17 protein-coding genes are annotated in these 17,668 nt (G+C 67.8%); 5 read left to right on the top strand and 12 right to left on the bottom strand.

Annotation, left to right across the window (positions count from 1 at the left end):
• Positions 1-268: 268 nt before the first annotated feature.
• A complete protein-coding gene (locus tag EV666_RS02410; protein WP_132002381.1) occupies positions 269-2,218 on the bottom strand; it encodes an SDR family NAD(P)-dependent oxidoreductase in 1,950 nt (649 codons plus the stop codon).
• A gap of 184 nt (positions 2,219-2,402) precedes the next feature.
• Positions 2,403-3,419 carry an NAD-dependent epimerase gene (locus EV666_RS02415; RefSeq protein WP_132002384.1) on the bottom strand — a complete coding sequence of 339 codons (1,017 nt, stop codon included), beginning with the start codon at positions 3,417-3,419 and terminating at the stop codon, positions 2,403-2,405.
• 494 nt (positions 3,420-3,913) lie between these two features.
• Here EV666_RS02415 and EV666_RS02420 point away from each other — a divergent pair, with 494 nt between their 5' ends.
• Entirely contained in the window at positions 3,914-4,687 is a 774-nt protein-coding gene (locus EV666_RS02420; RefSeq protein ID WP_165909868.1) for an META domain-containing protein, read from the top strand.
• Between the two features lie 141 nt (positions 4,688-4,828).
• On the opposite strand, the gene EV666_RS02425 is transcribed toward EV666_RS02420, so the two are convergent.
• Positions 4,829-5,716, bottom strand: coding sequence for a cation diffusion facilitator family transporter (locus EV666_RS02425; protein WP_165909869.1), 888 nt, complete (start codon positions 5,714-5,716; stop codon positions 4,829-4,831).
• 181 nt (positions 5,717-5,897) lie between these two features.
• On the opposite strand from EV666_RS02425, the gene EV666_RS02430 reads away from it, so the two are divergent.
• Positions 5,898-6,275, top strand: a complete 378-nt coding sequence (locus EV666_RS02430; RefSeq protein ID WP_132002393.1) for a DUF488 domain-containing protein — start codon at positions 5,898-5,900, stop codon at positions 6,273-6,275.
• 345 nt (positions 6,276-6,620) lie between these two features.
• Here the strand turns inward: EV666_RS02430 and EV666_RS02435 are convergent, their stop codons facing one another.
• The 4 genes from EV666_RS02435 to EV666_RS02450 form a co-directional block, all read right to left on the bottom strand.
• Positions 6,621-7,661, bottom strand: coding sequence for an amidohydrolase family protein (locus EV666_RS02435; RefSeq protein WP_132002396.1), 1,041 nt, complete (start codon positions 7,659-7,661; stop codon positions 6,621-6,623).
• A 134-nt stretch (positions 7,662-7,795) separates the two neighbouring features.
• Complete coding sequence (locus EV666_RS02440) at positions 7,796-9,076, bottom strand: cyanate transporter (protein WP_245514161.1); 1,281 nt, start codon at positions 9,074-9,076, stop codon at positions 7,796-7,798.
• The gene (locus EV666_RS02445) at positions 9,073-9,576 is read right to left on the bottom strand and encodes a nucleoside deaminase (RefSeq protein ID WP_132002399.1); all 504 of its coding nucleotides are present in this window, start codon (positions 9,574-9,576) and stop codon (positions 9,073-9,075) included. Before EV666_RS02445 ends, EV666_RS02440 begins: the two co-directional genes overlap by 4 nt.
• 14 nt (positions 9,577-9,590) lie before the next feature.
• Positions 9,591-10,181, bottom strand: a complete 591-nt coding sequence (locus EV666_RS02450; RefSeq protein ID WP_245514185.1) for an ankyrin repeat domain-containing protein — start codon at positions 10,179-10,181, stop codon at positions 9,591-9,593.
• 235 nt (positions 10,182-10,416) lie between these two features.
• Between EV666_RS02450 and EV666_RS02455 the strand changes: the two genes are divergently transcribed.
• On the top strand, positions 10,417-11,295 hold the full coding sequence (locus EV666_RS02455) for a LysR family transcriptional regulator (RefSeq protein WP_132002405.1): 879 nt from the start codon (positions 10,417-10,419) through the stop codon (positions 11,293-11,295).
• A 29-nt stretch (positions 11,296-11,324) separates the two neighbouring features.
• Here the strand turns inward: EV666_RS02455 and EV666_RS02460 are convergent, their stop codons facing one another.
• Complete coding sequence (locus tag EV666_RS02460; RefSeq protein ID WP_165909870.1) at positions 11,325-12,509, bottom strand: ABC transporter substrate-binding protein; 1,185 nt, start codon at positions 12,507-12,509, stop codon at positions 11,325-11,327.
• A 299-nt stretch (positions 12,510-12,808) separates the two neighbouring features.
• On the opposite strand from EV666_RS02460, the gene EV666_RS02465 reads away from it, so the two are divergent.
• Positions 12,809-13,318, top strand: a complete 510-nt coding sequence (locus EV666_RS02465) for an MgtC/SapB family protein (RefSeq protein ID WP_165909871.1) — start codon at positions 12,809-12,811, stop codon at positions 13,316-13,318.
• A 99-nt stretch (positions 13,319-13,417) separates the two neighbouring features.
• The gene (locus EV666_RS02470; RefSeq protein WP_132002414.1) at positions 13,418-13,624 is read left to right on the top strand and encodes a CsbD family protein; all 207 of its coding nucleotides are present in this window, start codon (positions 13,418-13,420) and stop codon (positions 13,622-13,624) included.
• Positions 13,625-13,756: 132 nt separating this feature from the next.
• Here EV666_RS02470 and EV666_RS02475 read toward each other — a convergent pair whose 3' ends face one another.
• From EV666_RS02475 to EV666_RS02490, 4 genes are read right to left on the bottom strand one after another with little or no spacing between them, the layout of a single operon-like run.
• Complete coding sequence (locus EV666_RS02475) at positions 13,757-14,731, bottom strand: efflux RND transporter periplasmic adaptor subunit (RefSeq protein ID WP_132002417.1); 975 nt, start codon at positions 14,729-14,731, stop codon at positions 13,757-13,759.
• Entirely contained in the window at positions 14,728-14,937 is a 210-nt protein-coding gene (locus EV666_RS02480; protein ID WP_132002420.1) for a DUF1656 domain-containing protein, read from the bottom strand. Before EV666_RS02480 ends, EV666_RS02475 begins: the two co-directional genes overlap by 4 nt.
• A complete protein-coding gene (locus EV666_RS02485) occupies positions 14,934-17,090 on the bottom strand; it encodes an FUSC family protein (RefSeq protein WP_342635641.1) in 2,157 nt (718 codons plus the stop codon). The genes EV666_RS02480 and EV666_RS02485 overlap by 4 nt, the downstream gene beginning before the upstream one ends.
• Positions 17,080-17,538, bottom strand: coding sequence for a MarR family winged helix-turn-helix transcriptional regulator (locus tag EV666_RS02490; RefSeq protein ID WP_132002423.1), 459 nt, complete (start codon positions 17,536-17,538; stop codon positions 17,080-17,082). Before EV666_RS02490 ends, EV666_RS02485 begins: the two co-directional genes overlap by 11 nt.
• Positions 17,539-17,668 lie beyond the last annotated feature (130 nt).

Consider the following 17,668-nt stretch of genomic DNA (forward strand, 5'->3'; position numbering starts at 1 on the left):
GATATCGCTCTGCCTGCCGGCGGTTTTGATGGTCAACGCGAGACGTGCGCCTGCGGCGCGGTCGCCGCCGTTGGTGCGTGAGGCTCCTGTCATTGCGCGGATGGTCGCGACGCATCCAGCCACGGTGGCGGGGGCGTGCAGTAACGGCGGCGTGGCGTCACGGCGGCCGGAAGACGCCCGGAGGCGGCAGCGGAGGCCGGATAACGGGCCCGCAAGGGTATGCGCGCGAGGGCGGGCGGGGCCGGCCCACGCCAGGAGGGAAGCGCCCTCAGGTGACCGCCTGGGGGGCCTGTTCTGGCGTCGCCGGGAAGGTCGGCAGCGCCGTGTGGATGACGCCGTAGACCTTGGATTTTTCGCCGCGCGTCACCGCGCCGGCGAGGGCGTCGAGGCAACGCTCCAGCTCGTTGATGTCCGGGAAGCTCGGGTCGGCGGCGATAATGCCGGGCAGGTTGACGTCGCGCGTGGCCTCGCCGTCGTCGAGCACGATTTCCTCAAGCCGCTCGCCCGGGCGCATGCCGCTGAAGACGATGTCGATGTCGACGTTGGGGCGCAGGCCGGCCATCTCGATCATGCGGGTGGCGAGATCGAGAATCTTCACCGGCCGGCCCATGTTGAGCACATAGATCGAGGTGCCCTTGTCCGGGTCGTCGATGGCGTGGAACGACGCCACCACCACCAGATCGCAGGCCTCCGGTATGGTCATGAAGAAGCGCACCATGTCCGGGTGGGTGACGGTGACCGGGCCGCCCTTGTCGATCTGCTCGCGGAACTTGGGCACCACCGAACCGTTTGAGCCCAGCACGTTGCCGAAGCGCACCACGACGAGGCGCGTCAGGCGCGGCGCTTCCGCATCGCCCGTCGCGCCGTTGCGCGCCGCCAGCTCGGCGTCCTTGGCCTGCACGTACATTTCCGCCAGGCGCTTGGTGGCGCCGAGGATCGACACCGGCTTCACCGCCTTGTCGGTGGAAATCATCACGAAGGCTTCGGCGCCGCAGGCAATGGCGGCGTCGGCGGCGTTCATGGCGCCGAAGACGTTGGTGCGCACGCCCTCGCTCCAGTCCTTCTCCAGATAGTGGACATGTTTGAGCGCGGCGGCGTGATAAACGATCTGCGGCCGGTAATCGCCGAGAATGGCGAACAGCCGGTCGCGATCGCGCACGTCGCAGATGCGGCCGACCGGGTTGCAGCCAGGGACCCGGCCGAGGTCCTCGAGAATGGCGTGCAGCGCCGGCTCCGAGTTTTCCAGAATCAGGATGTCCGTCGCGCCGAAGCGGGCGAGGCGGCGGGCCAGCTCGCCGCCGATGGAGCCGCCGCCGCCGGTGATGGCGATGCGCCGGTGCGCCGCCAGCGTGGTGATGGTGGCCTCATCGATGCTGATCGCCGGGCGCAGCAGCAGGTCTTCCATGGAGATTGGCGCGAGCCGGGCGGAGACGTTCTGCGCGCCTTCGTCCAGCCCCTGGGTGCGCAGCACTTCCACGCCAAAGCGGCGGGCGGTGGTGAGGATGGTTCCAGGGTTGACCTCGTCAGCGAGCGCGGAGGGGGCCATGACGACGATGGCGGGGGCCTGGTCGCGGGCGGCGAGGCCCTGCATGACGCTGGCCAGGTCGTTGAAACCGCCGAGCACCCGGATGTCGCGGATTGACTGGCCGGCGTCCGCGCCATGGCGACTGAGGGCGCCGACCGGGCGCAGCCGCGACAGGGCGCCCTGCTCGATGCCGCGCAGGATCGCTTCGATCTCGATGCCGGTTCCCAGAATCAGCGCGGCGTCACGCTTGCTGGCCGGGGAGGCGGAGGTGAGCTGTCGCTGCTTCAGGGCGCGGTAAGCGACGCGCGGCGCCGCCAGCAGCAGCATTTCCAGCAGGCAGAACAGCAGAATCCAGGCGCGGCCGAAGTAATTGCGGCCCAGCAGGTCCGGGTGCGAAATCACCGTGTCGAAGGCCAGCAGCAGCAGCGACAGGATCAGCGAGGCCTTGGCGATTTTCAGAATGTCGGGCAGCGACGTGAAGCGCCACTTCGACTGGGGCAGGCGCACGATCAGGAACACGATCGCCGCCAGCGGCAGCACGCCAGCCAGAATCAGCGGCAGATCATGCAGGTAGACGCCAAGACGCTGGTCCTGAAACCGCAGAAAGAAGGCGAGCGCCGTTGCGCCAGCGGTGACGACGAGATCCGCCGTCAGGTTCAGCAGGATGGTCCTGATCGCGCGTCGCGACGCCATGGTGCTCCCCGGATGCGCCGACGAACGGCGAAACTGTGCTGTACGACATAGAACATGATGCGCGCGCACGAAACCGGCGATGGGACACGGCGCACGTCAAATCATGCAGCTGGCCGTGGAGAGAGACGGATTTCGCGGCCATACCAGGGCGGTTGAGCCGGGCGGGACGGCTGGCCGCGGCGGCTCATACGCCGCGCCAGCGGCGAAACCAGTTCACGAAACGGGCGACGCCCGTTTCCAGCGGCGTCGCCGGCACGTAGCCGATCGCCGCCTGCAGGGCGTCGGTGTCGGCCCAGGTGGCGGGCACGTCGCCTGGCTGCATCGGCTCCAGCACGATCCGGGCCTTGCGGCCCAGGCCCTCTTCCAGCAGCGCGATCAGACGCGGCACCGGCGTCGGGCTGTTGGCGCCAATATTGTAGACGCGCCAGGGGGCGGAGGAACTGCCAGGCGTGGGCGCCGCGCCGCTCCACTGCGGATCAGGCCGGGCGGGCCGGTCGAGCAGGCGCACGACGCCTTCAACGATGTCGTCGACATAGGTGAAGTCGCGGCTGAGATCGCCATTGTTGAACAGGCGCAGCGGCTGGCCGGCGGCGATGGCCTCGGCGAACAGCCAGGTCGCCATGTCCGGGCGGCCCCACGGCCCGTAAACGGTAAAAAACCGCAGCCCCGTGGTCGGCAGCCCGAACAGGTGACTGTAGGCGTGGGCGGAAAGCTCGTTGGCCTTCTTGGTGGCCGCGTACAGGCTGAGCGGATGATCGACGTTCTGGCTGACCGAGAACGGCATTGTGCGGTTGGCGCCGTAAACCGAGCTGGACGAGGCGTAAACCAGATGGCGCACGCCGCCATGCCGGCAGCACTCCAGGAGATTCTGGAAGCCCACGAGGTTAGATCTGGTGTAGGCGTCGGGATTGACCAGCGAGTAGCGCACGCCCGGTTGCGCCGCCAGATTGACGACGATGGCCGGTTTTCCCAGGCGGAACACATCGGCAAGCGCCGCCGCGTCGGCGATATCGGTCTGGCTGAAGCTGAAATTGCCGGACGTCAGTTGCTCCAGCCGGGCCCGCTTCAGCGCCGGGTCATAGTAATCATTGAGCGTATCCAGTCCGACCACGCGCCGGCCTTCCGCCAGCAGGCGCCGGCACAGGTGAAAGCCGATAAAGCCGGCGGCTCCGGTGACCAGAACCGTTTCCTGGCTGTCCATGTTCCAGCGCTCCATTGCGGATGCGCGCGCCCCATGCCGCGCGCTGTTGTGATGCCATCGCCGGCGCGGGTTGGCCAGCCCCCGGGCGCGCCAGCGCGGCGGTGGCGCGGGGGCTGCCCGTTGCGGGCTGGTTGACGCCGGCGCGACCCCCGGCGACATTCAACCTGTGGTTTTGGAGCATGGGCGTCGGAAACCGGCCTGATCAATACGCGATGCGCGAAGCTGTCGCCTGTCAGTCAGGTTCCGGCTGCGCCGGGTTTTCGAGACGCGGATGCGCCGGCATCGTCGGGTTCTCGCGGCGGAAAATATGTGGCGCGCAGGCGATGCGACGGCTCGCGAATCTGGCTTTCTTCCCGGAAATCCAGCGGCATGAGAATCCGGCGTCATGAAATCCGGCGTCATGGCGGGCGGGCGACGGGTCAGCCCTTGCTTGTGGTCCGGCTCGGCGAAGGACGGTTACGGAGGCCATGTTGTCAAAATCTGCGGGAAACCTGTTGAGCCGTCGGGAGGTGTCCCTGGGGGCGCTTGCCGCCGGGGTGGCGCTGTGGACTGGAGCGGCGTCGGCCGCCCCGCTCACCCTGCGCGGCGAGGTGGTTTATCGCGAGCGCATGGCGTTGCCGCGCGGCGCCCGTGTGGAGGTGCAGCTGGTGGACATGTCGCTGGCCGATGCGCCGGCGCGCGTTCTGGCCACGGCCCAGGTCGGCAAGTTCACCGGCAGCCCGATACCTTTCACCCTGCGCATCGACAGCCGCAAGCTGCGGCGCGGGCGGCGTTACGCCCTGCAGGCGCGCATCAGCGACAATCGGGGCAAGCTGATGTTCATCAACGATACGGTTCACGCCTGGAAATCTGGCGACGCGGGGCCTTTCACCATCCAGGTCGTGCGCGCAGGAGGGACGGGCAAGCCCGGGACAGGCAAGCCGCGCGCGCCGGCGGAGCCCTGGGGCCGTTGGGTCGCGGAGGATATTCTTGGCGGCGGCGTGGCGGAGCGCGTGCAATCCGTGCTGGACATCAGGCCGGACGGTCACGTTTCCGGGCATGGGGGCTGCAACGGCATGAGCGGCGCGGTGCGGGTGAAGGGCAAACGCATTGTGTTTGGCCGCATGGCGTCGACCATGATGGCCTGTCCGTCGCCACAGATGAACCAGGAGCGCCGTTTCCACGAGGCGCTTCGTCTGGTCCGCGGTTTCCGCGTTGAAGAAGAGCCCAGAAAGCTGCTGCTGCTCGATGGCTCCAACCGCGTGGTGATGCGGCTGGCGGCGGGTTAAGGTCCATGCGCGATGCGCCGCAGGCATCGTGGCAGGTCTGGTAGAGTGGGCGCAGGCGCCCCCGGCAGGGGATGACCTGGGCCCGGGCATGTCAGGACGCGTGTCCGTCGGAAGCTTCGCGCCCTGATGCGGGATGGGTTCTCAGACGACCACGACGCCGCAGTGCTTGGCCTTGTGCTCGGGTTCGATGTGGATGGTGATCTGCGCTCCGGGCACTTCGTCTTTCAGCGCGGCTTCGATCCGGTCGCAGATGCAGTGGGCGGCTTCCACGGTTGAGTCGCCTGGCACCACCAGATGAAAATCGATGAAGGTGACGCGCCCGGCGACCCGGGTGCGCACGTCGTGGGCTTCCAGCGCGCCGATCGCCTCGCGGGAGATCACGCCGCGAATGGTGGCCAGCATGTGGTCGGGCGCGGCTTCATCCATGAGGCCACTCATGGATTCCTTCGTCACCTTCCACCCCGACCACAGGATGTTGAGCGCCACCAGGGCGGCGAGCAGTGGATCGAGCACCAGCCAGCCGGTGACCACCGCCAGCGCCACGCCCACGATCACGCCAAGGGATGAAACCACGTCGGTGAACAGGTGGCGGCCATCGGCCTCCAGCGCCGGTGAGCGCAGCTTGCGGCCCTGGCGGATCAGCACCCAGCACCAGAGGGCGTTGAGCACGCTGGCGGCGGCGTTGATCGCCAGACCTTCCACGGGAGCGTCGAGCGGCTGGGGCGCGAGGAAGCCCTGCCAGGCCTTGTGCAGGATGAGCAGGGCGGCGACGACAATCATCACCCCCTCCATCACGGCGCTGAAATATTCCGCCTTGTGGTGCCCGTAAGGGTGGTTGGCGTCCGCTGGCCGCAAAGCGATGCGCACGGCGACGAGGGCCGCCAGCGCCGTCGCCACGTTGACGATGCTTTCCATCGCGTCGGAATACAGCGCCACGGAGCCGGTCATGCGCCAGGCGAGCAGCTTCAGGGCCAGAACCACGAGGCCGAGCATCAGGCTGCCGATCGCGATCTGCAGGGTTCTGTTCATGTTCATCCTGAGGGATTGCTGGAGCTCCGGGGTTTAGGCGATCGGCTGGCCGGCGGCAACTCTCTGGTATTTAAATGCAAATTGCTTGCAGTTGCGGGATGTGGACAGGAGCGCTGGAAACCGCCGGAAGCCGGGGTATGCTGGTGTTTTCCAGGTTGTCCCGCTGTTGAGGGAGATGGCCATGTCGCCGGATATCCGGGTCAAACGCATCTATGAACCCGCCGATGAGGCGGACGGCGCCCGCATCCTGATCGACCGTTTGTGGCCGCGCGGGGTGCGCAAGGAAGACGCGCATCTCACCGTGTGGATGAAGGAGATCGCCCCCAGCCCGGAACTGCGCAAGTGGTTTGACCACGATCCGGCGCGGTTCGAAGAATTCACCTTCCGCTATCAGGCTGAACTCGACGCCAACCATGCGGCGATGGCGCGCATTGATGATTATCTGAAGCATGGACCGGTGACGCTGCTCTACGCGGCGCATGATCCGGTTCACAATCATGCGGTGGTGCTGGCGGATTACCTGCGCACGGCGGGCGGGTCGCGGCGCGGGGCACGCTAAAGCGCTGTTCCGCCAAATATACATGCACGCAGTTTCTTTAACGCATGTTTCACGCGGCTGCCTCACGCCCAACGGCCTTGCCGTGGACGCGGCGGCGGCATGGGGGCTGTCGTCCGGATTGGCCGGCTGCTGCATGCGAGCGTTTCACAACCATGTGACGACGTCGCTCTGGCGCGCGTGAAATGTCCGGCTGAAGACGTGCTGGAAAGAGCCTGGGAGAGATGCGGGAGCATATCCGGTGAGAACCGGTTCACTGGATATGTCCGCTTTCCTGGGCCAGACGCATTTTCGCACTTTCGCGCGCGTCCCTTTACGTAATGCTGGCTCCGCTCTTCCCAAAATACTTCAGGCAGGAATGTTCAGGCGATAGAAAGCGCTGGCGGCGCCGGCGTAAAGGGCCTGCTTTTCCGTGGACGATGCGCCAGCGGTGATGCGCTTGTAGGCGTTCCAGAGGGTGGCGTAACTGGCGCCCCAGCGGTCGACCGGGAAATTGCTTTCAAACATGCTGCGCTGTGGCCCAAAGGCTTCGATGCAGGTTTCGATCCACGGTCGCCAGAGCGCCGCCAGCTGCTGCGAGGATGGCCGCTCATCCGGTCCCATGGTCGCGAAGCCCAGGAAGGGCATGGCGAGGCCGCCGAGCTTGACATGAACATTTGGCAACGCGGCGAGGCGGCGGATGCTGTCGCGCCAGATGGGAAAACGTTCTTCCCGCTTGCCGGCGTAGCGGCCGACGCCCAGGGGCGTGCCGACGTGATTGAGCACGATCGCCGTTTCGGGGCAGGCCTGCGCCAGGTCGGCGATCTCGGGCAGCTGCGGCTCCAGCGCCCAGGCGTCGAACGACAGGTTGCGGGCGCCAAGGCGGCGCACGGCGTTCCGCACGGCGCTGTCGCCGGCGAGGCCGGCGGGCATGGCGGCGAGGGGGCCGAGCACGGCTGGATCGTCATCGTGCGCCAGCATGTGGCGGACGCCGCGAAAGCGGCCGCCACCGGCGGCTTCATGCGCTTCAAGCACCGCGTCAACGTTGTTCCCGAGGCGCAGGTCGGCGAACCCCACCATGCCGGCGCAGGCGCGGACCGGCCCGTAAAGACCACTGGCCGACATGGCGGCGACGCCGTTGATGAATTCGGTTTCGCCCACGGGGCGCAATTCTTCCGGCCCATCGGCGCGATAGAAGGCGCCGCACTGGACATGCACCGTGGCGATGACGTTGTGGCCCGTGTTCAGGTCGGCCAGCAACTGGTCGAGCAGGTACAGCGGCGTGAGCTGGATGGTTTTCTCGAAGGCATGCAGCGGCGGGCGCATGTCCGCCACCCGCTGGCGCCGGTCCCACAGGTGATGATGGGGATCGACGATTGGCAGGTCGGGCTCAAGGATGGGTTCGTTCATTCTGGCGTTTCTCCCGTGCGGCGACGCGACCCGGCTGCTGCCGGCGTTATGGCGCCGGCGCGCAGCATAGGGTTTTCAGGCTTCACCGGGAAACCTTCTGGCGCATGTTTCGCCGCGCGCCGGCGCGATCCGGCTCAGCCGTCCAGGGCCAGCGCCCGGGCATAGTGGCGTGGGGCAAGGCGGACGGTGAGCGCCGCGACGATGACGGCGCTCGCCGCGTGCATCAGCCAGCCGGCGGCGTAACCGCCGGTCAGGTCGTGCAGGTTGGCGATGATCCATGGCGGCAGCGCCGCCAGCAGGAAGCCGCCGCCCTGCATCAGCGCAGACAGGGCCCCGGCCTGGAGCGGGTCCGGCGCATGATCGAGCGCAGTCACCATGGCGAGCGCGAACCAGCCGCCGAGCCCCGCGCCGACAATGATCGTCCATCCGGCCGGCGCGGCGGTCGGCCACAGGGCGAGGCCAGTGAACCCCACGACCTGCAAGGCCAGCGTCAGCCAGAGCCAGGGGCGGCGGTCGCCTTGGCCGCTGGCGAGAACCGGGAGCAGCAGCGCGGCCAGCGCCTGGCTGGCGGCCATCAGCGCCAGCAGGCTGCCGCTGGCGGCGCTGCCCCAGCCCAGCTCCTGCCAGGATGGCGACAGCCACGCCACGATCGAGGAATAGCCGCCGTTGACCAGGCCAAAGCACGCCATCAGCAGCCAGATGCGCGGACGTTTGATGAGACGCCAGGCCGGATTGGCGCGCGCGGACGGGCCCGCGCCGTTGGCCGGCAAGGTCACCGCCGCCAGGGCCACGGCCGCCAGGGCCGGCAGGGCTAGGACGGCCAGACCGACGCGCCAGCTTCCGGCCAGTGTCGTCGCCAGCGGGGAAAGTTGCGCGCCGAGCGCCCCGCCGCACATCAGCATGGAGGCGTAGAGCCCGGTGACGGCGCCGACCCGATGCGGGAACTGCTGTTTGATGACGCCGGGAAACACCGCCTGGACGACGGCGACGCCAAGCCCGATCAGCGCGGCGGTGGCGACCAGCAGCCAGCCCGGCCCGGGGATCAGGCGCAGCAGCGAGCCGGCGCCAATGACCACGAGGGAGGCGATGACAGTGCGGCGGGCGCCGACGCTTGCCTGCAAACCGGGCCCCGCGAAGGCGATGAGGCCCATCAGCAGCATCGGCGCCAGGGTGAGCAGGGACATGCCTTGCAGGCTGAGGCCCGCGTCAGCCTGAATGGCCGGCGCCAGCGGGCCAACGCCAGTGATGAATGGGCGGAGGTTGAGCCCGATGAGCGCCACGGCGGCGACCAGCAACGTTCGGCGGCCGGATTTCGCCTGAGACGGGCGCGCGGCCCCAGCATCGCCGCCGGCGCCATTGTGGCCCTGGATGGCTGCGTCGGTCAGCGGCGCGCTGGCGATGGCGCGGGGGCTCACGGGTCCGACCTGGCGACGGGAGGCTGGCGTTTTTTCCAGGTCGCGTAGGGCTCCGGTTCCGCGCCCGGCGCCAGCATGGGCTGGTGGCGGATGGTCATGGACTGTTCGGCGTGCGGCAGGAAAAGCTCCGCCTGTAGCGCCGCGGTCGACAGGCCGAACGGCGCCCCATCGTCGTTGGAAAAGGCGTAGACGATCTGGCTGACGTTGGCGAGGCGCATCGCCGCCATGCACATGGGGCAGGGCTGGCCGCTGGCGTAGACCACGCAACCGGACAGATCCGGCGAACCCAGTTTCTGGCTCGCCGCCCGCACGGCGAGCAGTTCCGCGTGGGCGGTGGGATCGTGACTCTGGATGATCTCGTTGACGCCGCTGGCGATGACGGCGCCGTCGCGCACGATGACGGCGCCGAACGGCCGGCCGCCGTGGGCGACGTTGGCGCGCGCCAGTTCAATCGCTTCGCACAGGAAATGGCGGTCCTGCCCCCTGTCATTATCGGTCATGGTTCTGTCCCGGGTTATCGGGCGCCGGCCGCCGTGAGGATTTGCGCGATGGCGTGATAGCCGCGCCGCCGGGCGTGGGCGAGAGGCGTGACGCCGTCGTGGTCGGCCAGATTAACGCTGGCCCCCGCGTCGACCAGCAGGCGGACGATCTGCTGATGCGCCGGCCCGCCGTCGCTGAGGATGATGGCCTCCAGCAAGGCGGTCCAGCCCAGCCGGTTGACGTGGTCGACAGCGACGCCGGCCTTTATCAGCTGGCGCACCGTCTCCACATGGCCGCGCTCCGCCGCCGGAATCAGGGCCGTGCCGCCGAAACGGTTGACGCTCTTCAGGTCCGCGCCGTGCGCCAGGGTCAGCTTCAGGATGTCGAGCCGCCCCCGGGCGCCGGCATGGAGGTAGGGGCTGTCCTGGATGTTGTCCCTGGCGTTCACATCGGCGCCAGCCGCGATGAGCGCTGCTGCGGCGGCGATGCTGTTGGCGTGGGTCGCGACCAGCAGGGGCGTTGCGCCGGCGGCGTTGCGCCCATCAACGGGCGCGCCGGCGGCGAGCAGCCCGCAGACAGCGACGACATCGTTCTTCGCCGCGGCGTCGTGCAGGTTATTGACCATCCTGGCTGCTCCTGGAGTGGTTGCCGGGGCGGCGCGGGGGGTGGTCGCGCCGGTGATCGCAACCAGCGCCAGAGCGGCGCAGGCGACCGTCAGGGGCAGTTTCGGCATGGAACCCTCCCACGACGCAGGCGATGGCCGCGTCGCAAGGGATATTGCCGTGCACGGGCGCTATTTGGAAATTAAATGATTTTATCATTATTATTATAAATTCGAATACAAAACCATGGAGCGGCGCATGTTCGATCCACGCCTGCTGCGGGCGTTCGTCGCCGTTGTTGATGCTGGCGGTTTCACCCAGGCGGCCGTCCGGCTCAATGTCACCCAGTCCACCATCAGCCAGCAGCTGGCCCGGCTGGAGGAGGCTGTGGGCCAGTCGCTGGTTGATCGCTCCGGGAGGCCGGTCACGCCCAGCCCCGCCGGCGAGCGGCTGCTGGGACATGCGCGGCGCATCCTGGCCTTGCAGGAGGAGGCCGGGCGGCTTCTGGCGGACCCCGCAGGCGTCATGGCGATCCGCATCGGCATGGCCGAGGACCTCATCACGGCGCCGATGATGGCGCTGTTCGCACGCTTCGCCGCCCGGCGTCGCGAAGCGCGCCTCGACGTCGCCTCCGGGCTGAGCCGTGATCTGGCGCGCCGCTATCGCGACGGCGAGTTCGATATCGTGGCGATCAAGGAGGCGGAGGCAAGGCCCGGCTGCCGCGCCAGTTTTCCCGAGCCCATGGCCTGGTTCGAAGGCGCCGGTTGCGCGGGAGACTGGCCCGATCCGCTGCCTCTGGTGACGTTTCCGGCCGGCGGCCTGTATCGCGACGCCATGTTCGCGCGCGCCGGACGGGAAGGGCTTGGCTGGTACGTCGCCTTTTCTGGCAGCAGCCTGCACAACGTGCTGGTGGCGGTGGAAGCGGGGCTTGGCGTCTCGCTGCTGCCCGTCAACGCGACGCGGGGGCGGCGGTTGCGCCGCCACGCCCTGGGCAGCGAGCCGGGCATGGTCGCCAATATTTACGTTGGGGAGCCGGCCGGGCCGGTTTCTGAACTGGCGGACGGCATGGTCGCGGTGCTGGCGGCGCGGGCGCACGCCGGAGCCGGCGACGGACCGCAGGACGGCCCGCCAACCTGAAGGGCAGGCGCCGCGCGGGGCGCCATGGGTCAGTGCGTGGAAATCGGCTTGCCGATGGCGCGCCACACGGTCCCGTCGAACTCCTGCAACTGCATCCTGTCGTACATGCTGTAATTGTCAGGTGTGATGGTCAGGCTGACGTCGGGCAGCATCATCGGCGGGCGGTAGTCGCGCACCTGTCTGGCGGTGGCCATCAGGCGCTCCTGGGTGATGTCCTTGCCGGTTTTCTCGACGATGTGGCGGATCAGGTCGCCGATGACGTAGCCGAAGACGTTGCTGCCGTTGGTCTGGTCGCCGCGCGGATAGTATTTGTCCATCCAGGCCTTCCACGCCAGGGTTTCCGGGTCATCCTTCCAGCGCGCGTCGGTCGGGTCCTTCAGCACCGCCGCCGTCACCACGCCTTTGGCGTTTTCCAGGCCAGCGTTCTTGAAGGTGGGGTTCACCGAGGCGGCGATATAGCTCAGGTAAATCTTGGGCTTCCAGCCCATGACGCCCATTTTCTGCAAGGCCTGGCTGGTCTGCTTGGAATAGGAGCCCATGATCAGCGTGTCGGCGCCGGAGGCCTTCAGCGCCAGAATTTTTGAATCCACTGTTGGGTCGGTCAGTTCGTAGCTTTCCTTCGCCACGATCATCTTGTCGGCCCTGTCGCCAAGGCCGATCTGCACGCCGCGCAGGTAGTCCTTGCCGAAGTCGTCGTTCTGGTAAAACACGCCGATTTTCGCGTTCGGATTGGCCTGCAGGATCGCCTTCGCATACAGCCTCGCCTCGCCGTAATAGGTGGGCAGGCCAGGCATGCTCAGCGGCGCGCTCTTCGGCTCCTGGAAGACGTGCGAGCCGGACATGACGAACAGCTGCGGAATGCCCTTCACGTGCAGGTATTTCTGGATGGCCATGCCGGTTGGGGCGCCGCTCTGGCCGAACAGGGCGAAGATGTCGTCCTGCTCCACCAGCTTGCGGGTCTGTTCCACGGCCTTGGGCGGGCTGAGGGCGTCGTCGCGCAGCAGCACCCTGATCTTGCGGCCGTTCACGCCGCCTTCGTCGTTCACTTTGGCGAAATAGGCCTCGAAGGCATAGCCGAGAACGCCGTAGGCCGAGGCCGGACCGCTCAGGGGCTGCAGGGTTCCCAAACGGATTTCCGTGTCCGAAACGCCTGGAACGCTGGCGGCGACGGCCGCGCCGCCGCCAACAACGCCGAACGCCGCCGACAGACTCATGACGCCCGCACAAAACCTGCGCGTGATTCTCATCGTGTTTCCTCACCTTGCGCTGGCTGCTGTTGTGATGGATGCGCCGGCTTGGGGGGACGTTAGGCGCAGGCCTGGCGGAAGGTCAATTTGGGGGCTTGTCGCGGCTGTGGGCGACGTTCGGGCGTCGTCCGCGACCTTGCCGGCGCGCTGACGTTTGCGTGAATCTTGGGAACAAAGCCCGTTGCCCGGCGCTTTCCGGCAATGTCGGCGGGATGCGCCCTGACGGGCTCCCGGACGGAAACCGGACGCACAACCTGGGAGCCTGCATGAGCGACGTGCTGGCGGCGTTGACCGCAGATCTCGACATTGTGCTGCGGCTGCTGTGCGGCGCGCTGGCCGGCATCGTGGTGGGGTGGGAGCGCACCGTCAAACAGAGCTACGCCGGTATCCGCACATTCGGGCTGGTCGGCCTTGGCACGGCGACGGCGGCGGCCATTTTCTCCGCCGGCACAGAAGGCGATGAGGCCAGCCGCGTGGTCCAGGGCATTCTCACCGGCGTCGGCTTCCTGGGCGCGGGGGTGATCACCATTGCCCGCAAGACGGCTGAAATCAAAGCGGAGGAGCGCGGCGGAGCGCAGAAAGAAGACCGGGAAATGCACGCCAGGGGGCCATCGGGCCTCACCACGGCGGCGGCCGTCTGGGTCACCGCCGCCTTGGGATGCGCCGCCGGGCTCGGCGATTATCACCTCGCAATCATTGGCGCTGGCCTGGCGCTGCTGCTGCTGGTGGTCGACCACTCCATCGAGCGCCTTGCCGGGCGCCGGCGCGGAACCTGAGGCGACGCCGGAGCGCCGGCGGGATCAGGCCGGCGTTTGAACAAAAGCGGCCCTTGCAACGTTATTCAGTACACAGGCCCTCACAATGGAGGAAATGCGATGGACTGGAACCGCGTTGAAGGAAACTGGAAGCAAATCAAGGGCAAGGTCAAGGAACAGTGGGGCAAGCTTACGGACGATGATCTGGACGTGATCAACGGAAAGCGCGACCAGCTCGAAGGAAAAATTCAGGAGCGCTATGGTCTGGCGAAGGACAAGGCTGAAGCTGACATCAACAGCTGGTATGATCGCCAGACCTGGCAGTGATCCAGCACGCCCTGGACCCGCAAAGCCCGCCGGCCTTTCCGGCGGGCTTTGACGTAGGGGCGTGAAGCGCCTTCAAGGCAGCGACCCGCCGGCGCCCATGGCCCCCGCCGTCGCTGTTCGCGACCGGACGGGTCAGCGTGGGCTGGCTGGCGCGCGGTTTTGCTGCGACGCGCCGTCCTGCTTCGTCTCCTGTTTCGTTTCCTGCTTCGCTTCTTGCGGCCTGTCGCCGGCCTGATTGTTGTTGCCCTGATTGATGTACACGGTGGCGGTCATGCCCGCGACGAGGTTCACGCCGTCCGGCGCCGGGTCAAGCCTGATGCGCACGGGGATGCGCTGGGCAAGGCGCACCCAGCTGAAGGTAGGGTTGATATTGGCCAGCAGTCCGGAGCCGATGGTGCGTTCGCGATCCTCGATGCCGGCGGCGATGCTTTCCACATGACCATGAAGGGGCGTCGGCTGGCCCATCAGCCAGATGGTGGCGCTATCGCCCACATGAACGCGGTTGAGCTTGGTTTCTTCCAGATAGGCTTCCACGCGCAGGGAATCGGTGTCGATCAGGGCGACCTTCGCCGCGCCGGCGGCGACATAGTCGCCAGGGCGCACGGTGAAATTGGTAATGACGCCGGTGACCGGGGCGCGAACTTCCGAACGCTCCAGATTGAGCTTCGCCAGATCGCGGGCGGCGGTCGCCTGTTGCACCGCCGCGGCGGCGCTGTCCAGCGCCAGCTGCGCCTGCTCGGTTTTCTGCTGCGAAACCACGTCCCCCAGCTTTTCATAACGCTTCAGCTCGCGCGCCGCCTGCTCCAGCGTCGCCCGGCCGCCGGCCAGCGCGGCCTCCGACTGGCGCAGGGCGATGGCGAAACGGGCGGGATCGATGCGAAACAGCACCTCGCCGGCTTTCACGGGCTGGTTGTCCTGCACCAGCACCTCGCTCACCAGGCCGGAGACATCGGGCGCCACGCCGACGATATCAGCGCGCACCTTGGCGTCGCGGGTCCAGGGATCGCTCATGTAATGGCTCCACAGGGCGCGCCCGGCGAAAAACGCCGCGACGCACATGAGGAGGGTGACAAGGACGCGCGCCAGGCCGCGCAACGAAAAGCTCATGACAGCCACCACCGTGACAGATTGAAAACACCCAGAAGCAGGACAACGTAAAGCGCGATGTCGAACAGGCCCCGATGCCAGACCAGGGCGTAGAAGCCCGCCCAGGCGAGCGCCCGGCGCACCAGCAGGCTGACGGCGAGCGTCGCCAGCATCAGCACCAGCAGCGTCGGCACATAGACGCCGTAAATGTCGATTTCTCCGGTCATACGGCGCCCACTTCCTGAGGCAGTTCGGTTTTCTGGCGCAAATCCCCGGTCGCGGCGGCGCCCGCCGCATCCGTCGCGAACACCGCCAGCGGCGGCGGCGCCTGCGGGCACACGATGCGGCGCAGGCCGACCAGCGCGTCCAGCGCGCGGCGCGCGGCGGCGTCGCGATCGGCCCGGGTCATCATCATGGCATGGTCGATGGCCTGAACCAGGGCGTCGGGCGCCGGGACCAGCCGGTCCCTCGCCTCGCGGGCGCGGTAGAGCGCCGCAACGCCCTGGAGCACGGCGTCATAGGCGGCGACCCTGGCCGGGGATTGCTGGCGGCGGGCCTTTTGCAGTTCGATGATGTTGAAGCCGACGCGCACCTCGGAATAGCCGTCAACTTTCGCCAGTTCGCGGTCGCCCAGCGTCGCAAGACGCGGCACCAGCTGGCCGAGCCTGTCCAGCATGCGGCCGGCGAGCCGCTGCGGATCATCCCGCCGGTAGCCGGCGGCCGCGTCGGCGAGATCGCGCCAGCCGGCGCGCACCAGCCGCCAGGCGGCGATCTCCGCCCCGAAGGGGCGGGTGGCGACGTACCAGAGATACGCGAACAGCAGGCCAGCGACGGCGGCGGCGCTCTGGTTGATGAAACTGGCGAAGTCCGCCTCATAGCGGTTCTCCATGGCGACGAATGACGCGGTGTTGGTGGCCAGCATCAGCCCCAGCATGGTGTATTGCGGCCGCGACATCAGCAGGCCGATCACCAGGAAAGGCGGGGCGAACACCAGCGCCAGCATCTCAAAATCATGGATCGCCGGCAGGATCGCGAACAGGTAGACCGCCGCCACCAGCACGCTCACGCTGGTCCAGATGGTCATGAAGCGGGCCTGGGCCGCCGGTTGGTCCAGGGCGCCGAAAAAGCAGCAGGCCACCGCCGTCATCATCACCGCGCCGCCGCCGGCGGACCAGCCGGTGGCGATCCAGAAGGCGGAGGCGAGCAGCGTCGCCGCCACACAGGTGACGGCGTAAAACAGCATCATGCCGTAGTCGTAGTGGCGCACCGTGCGCACCACCTGGCGATGGCGGAAGCGCGGACGCCACGGGCCCTGCCCGCCGATATCCTGCATCAGGGCGAGGCAGTCGCTCCACAAAGCGACAATCTCCCCCAGCCGGTCCAGGGCGCTGCCCTGGACGAGGTCGCGCCAGGTTTGCGGAACGTCGCGGCGCAGGGCGCGAATGTCGGCGAGGATGGCGTCCGCGGCGTCGGGGTCGCCATTGCGACCGCCAGCGAACCAGGCCGTTGCCCGCGCCAGCAGCGCCGACAGGTCCGGGGGCAGGGCGGGCGCCTGGTCTTCCGGCATCGCCGCCGGACTGGCCTCCGCCATCGTCTCCGGCGTCGCCACATCGTCCGTCCGCAGCGCATGCAGCCGGTCCGCGAGGGAGGAGAGCAGGGGCAGCAGCATCATGAGCCGGCCGCGCAACTCGCGCGCGGGACGCGCGAGATCGCGGGTCGTGGCGTCGAAGGCGAGCTGGGTGATCAGCATGTCGAGCCCGCCAATGTCGGCGGCCAGCTTCTGCCGGCGCAGGGGCGTCATCGGCAACGCGCCCTCGCCCCGCAGGATCTCCGTCGCCCAGGAGGCGGCGTCGTCGATCCAGCTGCTGACGGAACTGGAGAGCACGCCGCGCATGCTGGTGGGAAAGACGAGGGTTCCCACCATCGTGGCGCAGGTGATGCCAAGAATGATCTCCTCGCTGCGGGCCACGGCCACGTCAAAGATGGTCTGCGGCGCGCTGACGGCGGGCAAAGCGATGATCGGCAGGCTGTAGCCGGCAAGCATGAAGATGTAGCTGCGCGGCGTGCGAATCATCAGCGAGATGTAAAGCAGCGCGCCGGTCCACAGGGCGACGACCAGGCTCAGCAGTTCCGGCGAGTCGACGAGCAATGGCACGAAGAACACCGAGGCGCTGGCGCCGATCAGGGTGCCGAGCGCCCGGTAGAGGCCTTTGGCCGCGGTGGCGCCCGACAGGGGGTTGGAGACGATGTAAACCGCCGCCATGGCCCAGTAGGGACGCGACAGGTCGAACGCCAGCGCGATGTAAAGCGCCAGCATGGCGGCGAGAAAGGCCTTGCCGGAGAAAAGCCACTCCCGGAGGGTGGGCATGTCAGCCGTCACGGGCGGCTCCGTTCTGGCTCGCGGCGGTTTCGATGGCCTTCAGCACGCGCATGGTCGCTTCCAGATCGCTGGCGGGCATGCCCGCCAGCGTCGCGGCGCGGGCGCCGTTCAGCGCCGCTTCGATCTTGCCGGCCAGTTGCTCGCCATCGCCCGTCAGCCAGATGGCGTTGGCGCGGCGGTCTTCCGGGTGGGGACGCCGCTCGACAAGGCCGGCGTCGGCAAGCTGGTCGAGCAGACGGACCAGCGAGGCGCCTTCGATGCCAATGCGGGCGGCCAGGGTGATCTGGCGGACGCCGCCGCCAAGCCGGCTGACCCAGATCAGCGGCGTGGCCAGCGCTTCCGACAGGCCCAGCGACTTCAGCTCCGCCTCGGCGATGCGCCGCCACTGCCGCCCGCTCTGGAGCAGTTGCGAGGTTAATGCGCGTCGGAGGGCGTCGTCACGGGTCATGCCCACCAGTTAGTAGCCAAACTATCAGCAGGCAAACCAATTCAGCCATGCGAAAAACGCATGTGAATGGCAGCTGATCCCGCCGCGCCATGCGTGCGGCGCGGCGCGCCGTTCGATATGTCAGTTCCGG

The organism is Camelimonas lactis (assembly GCF_004342915.1).
Lineage (GTDB): Bacteria > Pseudomonadota > Alphaproteobacteria > Rhizobiales > Beijerinckiaceae > Camelimonas > Camelimonas lactis.